Genomic DNA, 12,852 nt, shown 5'->3' on the forward strand with positions numbered 1-12,852 from the left:
GCTTAGACACCATCTGGCTTAACAGGAGTTCTCACCTTTAAACAGCCACAACCCCGTTCGTCTCACATATTAAGACGCCATCCCCTCGCAAAAGACTTTGCAGCCGCCCTGGCCAGGTCTTAGTCAGTATCGATGTGAAGCAGGATGACAAAGAACAACGCCGTCACATTGAACGACTTAGAGCCATATAGGCGGGGTTTTGCTAGTCTTTCCGGTCCCAATGGCCAAAGTGGCACATAGCCTCGGGTGGCAGCGCACGTCTGGGGTTTTGGTGGCTGGGTGATAGTGATGTCGCGACCCGCTGAAACGCAGAATTCTCTCAATCCATTGAGACATGTGGGTCATCCGGGTGTACTGGGCCGTAAAACCTGCGGTAGGGGGTAGTGATCACGTCGTAGGCTGCTTGATTCCAGGCAGTGTCTTCTTGGATTAGATGACGAGCAGCCAGTGCATGCAACTCGGTGCCCATCAGATTTTCATAAACGTTCCCCCATTGATGTTCGCGGCCGGTGGTTTTCATTACTTCTTGGGCCAGCCAAATATTTTCATTCCACTCGTCGGTGTAGAAGAGTTGCTCCATAGCATCTCCATAGCTTTCAAAAGCCGCAGTGCTAGCGCTGTTTTCGATTTCTTCTATTGTCTGGAGGAAGTTTCTCAGATGATGCCAATTGAGACTAAACCTGTTGCTTAACCATGAGTTTTCCATGATTTCCATCACTTGGGCTCGTGTTTCGCCTTCCGCGTAGCTAACTTTGGCAACCACCCATGGAAAAACGTCGTGCGGGGTCGCCTGAATGAAATCATTCACCCATTTTTTCTGACCAACTATGGTGAGTGCATCAATTGGTAGGACTCTTCCTGGGGACTGTCGAAGCGCCAGTGCCTGCCCTGCATGAAACGGCAAGACGTAGGAGGCGGGTGTGGTGTCGATGGGTACAGCCAAGTATCGATTATGGGTTAGGTTTCGATTTTGCACGCGGGTGTCTCCTTTGCGTTCTTAGCGATCTGGGGCGTCGTCGAGAAATGCGCTGACGAGTTTTATCATGTCGACTGAAGCCAAGCATGAGGAAGGCATTCCGATGCTATTCGCTTGCGTGTGGTCCAGGCCATTCCTTGAGGAGTAGTGAGGCCATGAAAGTACTTCGTTCATCAATGGTTGATTCATCGAATGCACTGGGGTATTCACTTACAAGGTGGGCATTGAGACGGAGAGCGCTGTGCTTTGCAAGTTCCTTTCGTTTGGACTCCCATGGGTCGTTGCCCAGAGCCGGATTCAGGCTCGAAGTGACCAGAGTCAAGTTTCCAAGGCGGTGAAGATGGGTTTTTCGACTGTCCTCGGCTTCGGGGCTGGCGGATGTTGGAAGGGGCCAGGTATTTTTCCAACTTTGCGGAATGATGTGCTCGATGGTGAGTTTGGATGGGAGTGTCAGCTTCTCTGTCTTAGCGGAGAAAAGGCCTGATTCGACTGTTTTGAGGAGCATTCTGACCCGGGCTTGAGGTAGCCACCCGTACAAGCCATGGGTGAGCAGGTGGTCTTGAAATGCTTCATCCGTTGGCCACCAGCCACTTACGGTGTCTTCGTCGAAGGACTTTAGATGCCCAATTATGGAACCGACAGGATCGGCGGAGCCATCCATAGCCTTCAGGAGCTCCAGCATGATTCTGTTGTAGTTCTTGCTGGTGAGTCTCAACGTCATCCGACGAACTAGCCATGACTCCAGCGCCCTCAGGCCTTCATGGAGCCGATCTTGCGAAATTTCTCCACGCTGTACGCCGCGCCACAATCGAAGAGCTACAGGGTAGATGACTCCAATGTCCAGGACTTCTCGCCGGGAGAAGAAGAGGTGTTCTCTGGTGCCTTCTTCCAAAGTATGGAAGCTGCGGTAGATTCTGGCGTCTGAGACTAGGTCGTCGATGAAGCTCTTGGCGCTTTCGGATGTGGTCGCATGGCTGCTGAAGAGCCTGCTGAATTCAACAAAAAGCCCTGTTGCAGAGATTTCCGAGTTGGTCTTTTCCGTCAACCAATGCATGAGAAACAATTCGGCGCGGGGTCTCAAGTAGCGTCCCTGTTTAGTGCTTTCACGCCACCACGGTTGCCCAAATGTTGCCTGCCAAACGTCAACATCGAGTTTATCCAGGTCGAGGCCGTACGTCTTTGCACGCCGGAATACGTTGTTTTTGACCAAATCTATGGCAAGGAGCCGTTCCCCCTGTGCGTTAAGAGACTCGAAAATTCCTTGCGGGTTATCACCCGGCTGGAGTTCTATAACGACGAACAACAGTTGCTCATACAGGGTGTCCCTTAGTGCGTCGAAGTACTTGTCGATCAAATGTGAGGGGAGTTCGGAAGCCCAGCTGTCGAGACTCTGCTCGAAGAACTCCCGGGCCTCCCATACCAGTCCATGAGAATGTATTTGATGGTCAGTGGACTTCATGGTTTCGGAAAATACATCACGGTCGTATCGCGTTGGCCTGAGCTTAAATAGGTCGTCATCTTCGACTTCGACGTCGTCATCCTGTGTCCATAGTTTGCGCAGCCGGGATGCGTGCTTCGGCTTGTCCCAACTGGTGCAGACTGCGGTGGCCGCGGAGAGGAGAAGTTGGGAGGTTGTTAGCCGTTGCTGGCCATCGATGACTTCTTGCGCCACGACTCCGCCCATGCCGGTGGATGGTTCTCCAATCACTACAGCCCCGAAAAAGTGTGGAGTCATGGGGGCCACTTTCGATGGATCGCCAGCATGCTGCTCAAGTTGGCGATGATCGACGAGGCGGTCCACAGTCTGCTTTACGTCATCCCAGAAGGGGCCGAGCCGGTCATTTTCCGGATCATCTTCTTTATGTTGCCAGACGTAGGGGCGTTGGTAGAGAGGAACCTCGTACCGAATTGAACCCTGGAATATTCTTTTGAGAGACTGCGATTCTGCTTTCACCCCCCAAGACTAACGAACCTCCCGAGGAACAATTCACAACCATCCAAAAGTCAAGCCATTGAAGACGAAACATGGGCGGGAGTTCTACAAAGCGCGACTACAGAATGCCATAACGGCGTCAAACTCACCCCCCCCGGGGCCATCCGGTGATGGCGGCACCGGCGCGGCGGCGTCCAATGGCGTTTTGGTTCGTTTGATACATAGGCGTTCCCGTCTGGTTGTGTCTGGCTGCGTCGCCAACCTATTGACCTTCTTCGGGCTGGGTGGCTTGGGTGAATTACAACCGACTCGCCGCAAACTCTCCAGAATCAATGCAAACTGGAGAGTGTTTTGTGCCTGCCATTGTTCAGCTATACCCGCGAAATCATCGGCCAGTACGGAGCAATGACAAGGAGTGGCAACCCGATACTTGTAAAGCGGGGTTCATAAGCGTTGATAATTGACGATGGGTTTCTAGCGCTGAAAAAGCTCTGACCTGCGGGGACAGTTTTCGTTGGTATTTACCTTCGGCCCTAGCTTAGATCGTTCAGCGCAGGCTGTTTCGGTTCGAATGTCCCATGAGGGAGGCCCGCCCATCGAATGCTGCCTCGGCTTGGGTACATGTATCCTTGCTGGCGCCGTAGGGCGCCAGCTCGGCGCGGCTCGTTCAATTCGTCTCCGGCAGGGTGGGCCTGAGGATTGTCATTGGTACTGGTCGCTCGTGACCCAGCCGTGGCCTTTGTGCCAATAGGAACGCTGCATCGTGCACAAGCGCTTCTCATGGGCGGGTTTGTGCGCACCAGCCAAGACTTCCGCTGTTCCTTGGTCCTCCAGGTATCCTCCATGAGCAGTTTTCGTTGTGGATCTATCCTGTCCAAGTGCGGCCGTTCGAGCTGTTCGGGAGACACAAGACAGGTGAGATTATTTTCAAGAGATATTTGATTAACCGCTTGACCATGACTTGCAAGTCCGATTATGGTCTTGAATAACCGCTTAACCAAACATCTTGAGGTAACTAATGAATCAGCGAGGCCTGTACCAGCCGGACCGTGCATGGGTGGGTGACATCATCCCCTGGGAACAGGACGGAGAGTTCCACCTCTTCTACTTGTACGAGTCCAGGAAGACCCCCAAAGAAGGGATGCCCTGGCACCGTGTAGTGACGAAGGATCTAGTGCACTTCCAAGAAACTGGGGAGGAAGTTGCCTCGGGGGGGCCGGGCGCACCGGACTTCAATATTTACACCGGCAGCATCGTGCTGGATCCCAACGGAGTCCACCACCTCTTCTACACCGGTCAAAATCCCGCCAATACCGGCGTTGATGGCCAAGCCCTGCAACTGGTTATGCACGCTACAAGCCATGACGGCATGGAATCCTGGCAGCGCCTTGAAGCAGACACCTTCGGGGCCACTGAGGGCTACGAAACCGGGGATTGGCGTGACCCATTCGTCTTCTGGGACGAGGACGCCAAGCTGTGGCGCATGCTGATCACCGCTCGCCACGGTCACGGCCCGGAACGTCGGCGCGGCGTCATTGCCCAGTGCACCTCGCAGGATCTCTCCATGTGGGAAGCGGCCCCGCCGTTTTGGAACCCACGGCGCTACATCGCCCATGAATGCCCCGAAGTCTTCAAATGGGGCCAGTGGTGGTACATGGTGTACTCGGAATTCAGCGATTCATTCACCACTAGGTACCGTATGGCACGCAGCCTTTCTGGTCCCTGGATTGTCCCGGAACATGACTCACTCGACGGCCGCGCTTTCTACGCGGCAAAGTCCGCAGCTCGCGATAATCGCCGCTTCTTCTTCGGCTGGATAGCGTCCCGGGAAAACTCCAACGACGCCGGAGCATGGCAGTGGGCGGGCACCATGTCCGTGCTCGAGGCCGAACAGCGCCAGGACGGCACACTCGCCTTCCATCCCACCGAAGAATTCCGCGAAACCTTCACCAACCCGCTGTCTGAAGACCTCACCGGAACATTTCTCAACGCCTCCGATGGCTACGCCGATGCCCTCCTTCGCGAGGACCCTGGTTCCACCTTCCGGGCCGTGGCCCGTTTCGACATCACCAAAGATACCCGCGAATGCGGTGTGGTGCTGCGCGCCAGCAAGGACGGGGATACCGGCTACACGCTGCGATTGGAGCCGCAGCGCGGACGTTTGGTCTTTGACCGCTGGCCCCGCACTTCCACAGGCACCGAACAGTGGCAGATTTCAGGGGACGTGCCCTATGCCGTCGAACTGGAACGGGCAGTGTCTCTTGAGCCGGGAGACCACGAGCTGGAAGTTATCGTGGATGGTGATATTTGCATCGCCACCGTTGATAACGCGGCCGTGCTCAGTACCCGCATTTATGACCACCCGACAGGCTTGTTGGGTGTGTTTGTCGGGGAGGGAACCACCACAGTCACGGAGTTCTCGGTCGCCACACATGGAGAACCCATAGGGGACACGGCCGACGTCGGACTCCTCGCCACTATTTCCTAACCCACAGTTGCACCAGCCATAAGTACCACTATCCGCAGAACAATCAATGGAGATTCTTTCAATGCACATCACCAAGCAAAAGAGCGCATTTTTCGCCGCAGTTGTTGCCGCAGCACTGGCCTTGACCAGCTGTTCAGGATCAACGGGTCCCGCCGAGGCTGTTGACATCAACCCGGCAGGGGATGTTGTTCCCCGCGAGATTTCCTGGTTACTGTCCCGCCCGGCTGATGGCGGCGTCATCAAGGCCATGGAACAAATTGCCAAGGAATATACGGCTGATCACCCCGGCTTCAAGCTCAACCTCATCACCACCCCTGACCGTCCTTCCTACATCCAGAAGTACGAGACACTGGCGGCAGCTAACAAGTTGCCAGAACTCTTCGACACGGATGCCACCCCGTTTGCGCAGAAGCTTGCCACACAGGGGCGCATGGTCAATGTGGAAGACCTGCTCAAGGATTTGAACCTCACTGATAAATACCGGCCCGCAGCACTGAACTACCAGCGTTTCGATGATGGCTCCTTGTACATGGTGCCGTTCGAGTTCCAGTTGGAGACCTTCTGGTACAACTCCTCGCTTTTGAAGAGCGCCGGAGTTGAGATTCCCAAGACTCTCGATGACTTCCCCCAGATGTGCACCTCCCTGCGCGATAAGGGCATCACGCCCATTGCCTTGGACGGACAGGATCAGTGGCCGCTGGAACGCTACATGGCTTACTACCCCTTCCGCATGGCAGGACCCGAGTACGTGCAGAACCTGAAGAACGGCAAGGCATCCTTTGGGGATCCCGCCGGCAAGGCAGCAGCTGAATGGTTGTACAAGCTGGGACAGTCCGGCTGCTTCCAGGAAGGCTTCTCCTCAACCGGTTATGCAGACGCCCAGGCACTGTTCACCTCAGGCAAGGCTGCCGTGTACAACATCGGCACCTGGGAACTGGGCAACTTGGCCACTGATAGCCTCAATCCGGCTGTCCGTGACTCAGTGGACTACTTCACCCTGCCCACCATTGACGGAGCCGTGACCAAAAACAACGAATACGTCACGCCGTCGGGCATTGGCATGGCAGTCAACGCCAAAACCTACGATCCGCTGGTACGCGACTTCCTGGCTTTCGCCCTCGCAAAATACCCTGAGGTCTATGCAGCCACCGGTGCGCTCTCACCGACAAACAACGTTGAAACCACCATTCCTGATAACGCAACCCCCCTATATGAGCGCGCAGTCAAGGCAGCAGACGAAGTAGGCGACGCCATCGCCATGCCATGGGACACGCAGCTGGACCCCGCCACCAACACCCGTCTGCAGCAGGAACTGACCCTGCTGGTTCAGGGCAACATCAAGCCCGATGAATTCATCAAGACCATGGACGCAAGCCTGGCGGAGAACAACAATGGCTAGTACAACGCAAAGCCCCAGGGTGCAACTCGCCCCCCGGGCCGGGCGGGGCAAACCCGCCAAGAAACGAAAGTCAGATTACGGGACCATGCTTCCTGGCCGGTCCGGACTCTCGGTAGCAGTATTCCTGATCCCGCCGCTGCTCCTCTATGGTCTGGCCGTCCTCTTCCCCATTGTTCAATCACTGTTCCTGAGCTTCTTCCGCTGGGACGGCATCACGGCCATGAAGTTCATTGGTCTGGACAACTACGCCAAGATGTTCACCCGCGACGACGTCTTCTGGACCGCATTCGGCAACGCCCTGGGCTACCTGGCCATCTGCCTGGTGCTCCAACTTGGCGGCGCGCTCGCCGTTGCCGGGCTCCTGACGGGAATCACCCGGGCACGCGAACTGGTCAAAACCCTCTACCTGCTTCCTGCTGTAATCTCCACCGTCGCCATCGCTTTGCTCTTCCAACGGATCTACTCGCTGGAGCCGGTTGGCTTGTTCAACCAAGTCCTGGCCTGGGTAGGGTTGGAACAACTGCAAACCGCATGGCTCTCCAACGTAAACACGGTACTGGCAGCTGTTTCCATTCCAGAAGGCTGGCGTTTCACGGGCCTCTACATGCTGATCATCTACGCGGCACTGCTCTCCGTACCTAAAGAATTGGAAGAGGCGGCTCGCCTGGATGGAGCATCCTGGTGGCAAGTATTCTGGCGCATCCGCTTCCCCCACATCCGCCCGGTCTGGATCACCACCACCATCATGGCAACCACGTTCGCCCTGCGCGGCTTCGACATTCCCTACCTGCTCACCAATGGCGGGCCCGGGCAGTCCTCAGAACTGCTGACCACGTACATGTACAAGACAGCATTCGTCCACACCGACTACGGCTACGCCAGCGCAATCTCCGTCTTCATCGTCGTTGAGTGCTTGGTTGCCGTGGGCCTGATCTTCCTACTCCTTCGCCGAAGGGACAAATCATGAGCGCCTCAGTTCTCACCCCGCCCACCAATACAGCTCCTGCGACACCACGCGAACCGGCACGGAGGAAGAAGCCCACGCGGCTTCGAGTCCAGCGTTGGCTCCTGAGTGCAACAGTGGTGCTGGTCGTCGTCGTGCAGGTCTATCCCATGCTCTGGCTCGTCCTGACCAGTTTTCGCACAGCCACTGACTTTGCCGCCGGAAACCCCTTCGCCATTCCCACACAGTTCACGCTGGAAAACTACTCGAGGGCCTTCTCCATGGGAAACCTGGGGCTGAACATCCTCAACAGCCTCATCGTGACTCTAGGCTCGAGTCTGCTGATTGTTGTGGCCGGGATGATGGCAGCATTTGCGCTGCAGGTCCTCGGCTTCCGCTTTAGCGGGGTGGTGCGGGCACTGTTCTTGCTGGGAATCATTGTTCCTGTGCAGATCGCCTTGGTTCCGTTGTTTATCGACTACTCCAAAATCGGACTGTTGGACACACACTTGTCCATGATCATCCCGCTGGCCGCTTTCGCATTGCCCATGGCCGTATACTTGTTCAGCTCTTTTTACGAATACATTCCACGGGAAATGTATGAGGCAGCCTCATTAGATGGGGCTGGCCCGTTCCGAATTTTCTCCAAGATTACCTTCCCACTGTCGGTAAACACCATCATTACTGTGGTTCTTGTGAACAGCATCTTCATCTGGAATGACTTTATTTTTGCCAACACCTTTGTGCTCTCCGATGGGCTCAAAACAATCCCACTAGGCTTGCAAAATTACATTGGCGCGATGGGAAACACCGATTGGACGGCCACGTTTGCTGCCGTTTGCGTGACAGTGACTCCGTTGCTGCTGGTATTCCTCGTGTTAAACAAGGCCATGATCAGCGGCCTGGAGAGTGGAGGGACCAAGGGATGAGCACTGTAGAGCCAAGTAGGGGCACCCACGCGGTGACGATGCGTGATGTGGCCAAGGCCGCCGGGGTGTCTGTGGCAACAGTGTCGAACGTGATCAATGACAAGCCCGGTGCCCGCATCGGCGAGGACGCCCGGCAGAGGGTGCACAACGCTGTCGCCGAGCTTGCGTATCGACCAAATATGCTGGCAAAAACCCTCTCACAAGGCACGTCTCGGTTCATTGGACTCGTCGCAGATGCGATTGCAACAACTCCCTTTGCAGGCCAGATTATCCACGGTGCGCAGGATGAGGCCTGGAAGAACGGTTATGTGTTGCTCGTTGCCAATACGGATGGCAATCAGGCTGCCGAGGACGAAGCAATTGCCATGATGCTTGAACACCAGGTGCAGGGAATCCTGTATTCGACCTGGTATCACCGCGAGATTACTGTTCCGCCCATGCTCCAACAAACGGATGCGGTTCTCGTGGATTGCTTTGCATCTGGAGGCGGGCTTGCCTCCGTCGTTCCAGACGAGGAACAAGGTGGACGAAGTGCGACGGAGGGATTGCTGGCTGCCGGCCATCGCCGGATCGCTTTCATCAACACAACCACACCGTCACCTGCCCAATCAGGGCGACTAGCTGGGTATCGGGCTGCACTGGATGCCGCCGGCATTGACTTCGACGAATCGCTGGTTTTTCTCGCAACGCCGGAGCAGGAAGGCGGTTACGTCTCCACCGCGGATATCATCGCTTCCGGCGCGAGCGCTGTGTTCTGCCACAATGACCGCGTGGCCATGGGTCTCTACGACGGACTGCGTGAAAAAGGACTGCGGATCCCGGAAGACATGGCTGTCATGGGCTTTGACAATCAGGATGTCATTGCGGCCCATCTTCGCCCGCCGTTGTCGACAGTTGCCCTTCCCCACTACGAACTGGGTGCGGCAGGGGTCAGGATGCTCCTTGGCCTCGAAGCTTCCTCTGGCGCCGTGCCCACGCGCATCGCCTGTCCGCCGATTCTGCGGCACTCCATCTAAGGAAACATCAATGAACCATTCAGACCGGCTGATGCCGAGGCCTCTATTCCACTTCACCCCGCAACGCAACTGGATGAATGACCCCAACGGGCTTGTCTACGACCGTGGCCTCTGGCATCTCTACTACCAGTACAACCCCGAGGGATCTGACTGGGGGAACATGAGCTGGGGGCACGCCACCAGCACAGATTTGCGGTTTTGGACCGAGCACCCCGTAGCGCTGCCATACCGAGATGGGGAACAGATTTTTTCAGGCTCCATCGTTGCCAGCCAGTCCGACGGCGGGCCCCTCCTGACTGCCTATTACACGAGCGCCTACGAAGGCGAGCACCAAGCGCAATCCAGGGCGACAAGCGTTGATGGCGGTTTCACTTGGGAGCTGGACCCGAAAAACCCTGTTCTGGACCGGAACACTAGCGCATTTCGTGACCCCAAAGTAATCCGATATGCAGATGGTGACGGCGGCTATTGCTGGATCATGCTCACTGTTGAAGCAGACGACAGGCAGGTGCTCTTCTACTCATCCACTGATCTGCGCACGTGGGAGCACGAGAGTACGTTTGGTCCGCTCGGAGCAGACGGGATGGTCTGGGAATGCCCGGATCTCATCCCGCTTCCCGTGGACGGGGACACTGGAAACATCCGCTGGGTGTTACTGATCAGCACCAACCCCGTCGGCGACAACCCCGATCCGAGGGGATCATCAATGAGCTATGTGATCGGAGACTTCGACGGAACAACATTCACCGCAGACTCAACCGAACTGGCCAGGCTTGACCATGGGCGGGACTTCTATGCAGGAGTGACCTTTGACAACGCTCCTGCCGGAGAAAAGATCATGCTCGGGTGGATGAGTAACTGGAGTTATGCCGGTGCCATCCCCACAGCTCCGTGGCGGGGAGCAATGTCGTTGCCCCGGCGGTTGTCACTGCGCAGCAGTGCCGGCTCACCGCGTCTCATTCAACAACCGCCACAATTCGTCCAGGAATGGCTCTTATCCGCCGCTCCAACAAGTGAGTGGCTCCTTGCGCAACCCTTTGAGGCAGTCCTAAGTGGTCATTCGCTTGTGGACCTTCACTGGGATCCAAGCACCACCGGAACATTTCGAGTCACCCTTAACGGCGAAGCCGAAGCCAAAGTCGTCATTGAACACTCTCCCGAAACTAGCATATTGAGCATCACCCGAGAGGGCGACGCCGTGGCCGCGGTGCATCCCCACTTCCCAGCCACCTGCACCGTTGCCCTCGACTCCTCAGGGCCAGCCCAACTCCTGCTAAGCCTTGACGGGCCGCTGCTTGAACTCTTCGTCAATGACGGCGAAATAACCGCCTCCAACCTGGTTGTCCTCGGAACAGGCCCAGTAACTGCTCGCCTTGAGAGCAGCCAGCCCGGCAGAATTTCGTTGCGAAGTTGCGACCTGCCCGAAACACAGGCACCGGCACCCTCGATCCAGCCTGCACGGGCCACAGCTCTTCTCTGATCCACACCCACCTGTACTGCAACTGCCAAATGACCCTGGCGGGCACTCCCACGCGCCCGCCAGATTTTGAAAGGAAGCAACTATGATCCCCGAAATCTCCCGCCGAACTGTCTTGCAAGGTGTAGGAACCGGTGCCCTCGCACTGTTGATGAGCGCAGGTCTGCCCACTGCCGCGCAGGCCCAAACCTCCCTCCGGGCCAAGTACCACATGACCCCACCCTCAGGCTTGCTCTGTGACCCGCAACGACCAGTCACCACCAATGGCGCCTACCAACTTTATTACCTGCATTCTGGCCAGAACAACGGCCCGGGAGGCTGGGACCATGCCACCACCCTCGACGGCGTGTCCTTTGCCCACCACGGCACCGTCATGCCGCTGGAACCGGACTTCCCGGTTTGGTCCGGTTGCGCAGTGGTCGACACCGCCAACACTGCCGGCTACGGGGCCGGTGCAGTCATCGCCCTGGCCACGAAACCAACAGACGGTATCCGCAAGTACCAGGAGCAATACCTCTACTGGTCCACGGACGGCGGATTCACCTTCACAGCCCTGCCCGACCCCGTCATCGTTAACACCGACGGACGAACGGCAACAACTCCCGCGGAGATTGAAAACGCTGAGTGGTTCCGCGACCCCAAAATTCACTGGGATGCCGCACGCGAGGAATGGGTGTGCGTGATTGGGCGGGCACGCTACGCAAGCTTCTACACCTCAAACAACTTGCACGAGTGGACCCTCAAACTCAACTTCGACTACCCCAACCACGCGCTCGGCGGCATCGAATGCCCCGACCTGTTCGAAATGACTGCCAGCGACGGCACCCGCCACTGGATACTTGGAGCCAGTATGGACGCCTACAGCATAGGATTGCCCATGACCTACGCCTACTGGATGGGAACGTGGGACGGTCAGCAGTTTACAGCCCAGGACCTCACCCCACAGTGGCTAGACTGGGGCTGGGACTGGTACGCCGCCGTCACCTGGCCATCCAAGGACGCGCCTGAGACACGGCGCCTCGCCATAGCTTGGATGAACAACTGGAAGTACGCAGCCCGCGACGTACCCACGGATGCAAGCGATGGATACAACGGCCAGAATTCCATCACACGAGAGCTTCGTCTGGAACGCCAGCCCGACGGACTGTACAGCCTGCTCAGCAGCCCCCTGTCGTCCCTGACTAACTACACAACGACAACAACATCGATTCCTGTGCAAAACGTCAACGGGAGCTTCGTCCTGCCATACAACGGACGCGCGTACGAACTCGAACTGGACATCAGCTGGGACACCGCTAGCAATGTTGGCGTCTCGGTGGGGAGGTCCGCCGATGGCACCCGCCACACCAACATTGGGAAATACGGCAACGAGATCTATGTTGACCGGGCCCCCTCCGACCTCGAAGGATACAAACTCGCACCGTATTCCCGGGCGGGCGCGCCGATTGATGCGAACGCCCGCTCAATGCACCTGAGAATCTTCGTAGACACCCAAAGCGTCGAAGTATTCGTCAATGCCGGTCACACAGTGCTCTCCCAGCAAGTTCACTTTGCGGATGGCGACACAGGTATATCGTTCTACTCCGACGGTGGAGCCGCAACATTCAGCGGCGTCACCATCCGGGAACTCGACGCTTCCAACTAACCGCCCACCCTGCCCAGCACAGGCCGACCATCCCGATACCACCATG

Annotated in this window: 9 protein-coding genes; 7 read left to right on the plus strand and 2 right to left on the minus strand. The window is 56.9% G+C overall.

The features are described from left to right. Positions 1–319: 319 nt before the first annotated feature. Positions 320–943 (minus strand): hypothetical protein, encoded by a 624-nt coding sequence (locus tag ACX80D_RS05805; RefSeq protein ID WP_459321699.1) that lies wholly within the window; start codon positions 941–943, stop codon positions 320–322. A gap of 139 nt (positions 944–1,082) precedes the next feature. After that, positions 1,083–2,930 (minus strand): DUF262 domain-containing protein, encoded by a 1,848-nt coding sequence (locus ACX80D_RS05810; RefSeq protein WP_459321700.1) that lies wholly within the window; start codon positions 2,928–2,930, stop codon positions 1,083–1,085. A 997-nt stretch (positions 2,931–3,927) separates the two neighbouring features. Between ACX80D_RS05810 and ACX80D_RS05815 the strand changes: the two genes are divergently transcribed. The 7 genes from ACX80D_RS05815 (at position 3,928) to ACX80D_RS05845 (ending at position 12,806) form a co-directional block, all read left to right on the plus strand. After that, entirely contained in the window at positions 3,928–5,397 is a 1,470-nt protein-coding gene (locus ACX80D_RS05815) for a family 43 glycosylhydrolase (protein ID WP_459321701.1), read from the plus strand. Between the two features lie 46 nt (positions 5,398–5,443). Beyond that, on the plus strand, positions 5,444–6,796 hold the full coding sequence (locus ACX80D_RS05820) for an ABC transporter substrate-binding protein (protein ID WP_459321702.1): 1,353 nt from the start codon (positions 5,444–5,446) through the stop codon (positions 6,794–6,796). Between the two features lie 85 nt (positions 6,797–6,881). Beyond that, the gene (locus ACX80D_RS05825; RefSeq protein WP_459321845.1) at positions 6,882–7,763 is read left to right on the plus strand and encodes a carbohydrate ABC transporter permease; all 882 of its coding nucleotides are present in this window, start codon (positions 6,882–6,884) and stop codon (positions 7,761–7,763) included. After that, positions 7,760–8,668: a carbohydrate ABC transporter permease gene (locus tag ACX80D_RS05830; RefSeq protein WP_459321703.1), complete on the plus strand. Its 909-nt coding sequence runs from the start codon at positions 7,760–7,762 to the stop codon at positions 8,666–8,668. Before ACX80D_RS05825 ends, ACX80D_RS05830 begins: the two co-directional genes overlap by 4 nt. Further along, positions 8,665–9,684, plus strand: a complete 1,020-nt coding sequence (locus ACX80D_RS05835) for a LacI family DNA-binding transcriptional regulator (RefSeq protein WP_459321704.1) — start codon at positions 8,665–8,667, stop codon at positions 9,682–9,684. Before ACX80D_RS05830 ends, ACX80D_RS05835 begins: the two co-directional genes overlap by 4 nt. Before the next feature lie 10 nt (positions 9,685–9,694). Then, positions 9,695–11,164: a glycoside hydrolase family 32 protein gene (locus tag ACX80D_RS05840; protein WP_459321705.1), complete on the plus strand. Its 1,470-nt coding sequence runs from the start codon at positions 9,695–9,697 to the stop codon at positions 11,162–11,164. Between the two features lie 82 nt (positions 11,165–11,246). After that, on the plus strand, positions 11,247–12,806 hold the full coding sequence (locus ACX80D_RS05845) for a glycoside hydrolase family 32 protein (protein ID WP_459321706.1): 1,560 nt from the start codon (positions 11,247–11,249) through the stop codon (positions 12,804–12,806). The last annotated feature ends 46 nt before the right edge of the window (positions 12,807–12,852 follow it).

This window comes from Arthrobacter sp. Sr24 (assembly GCF_054511175.1).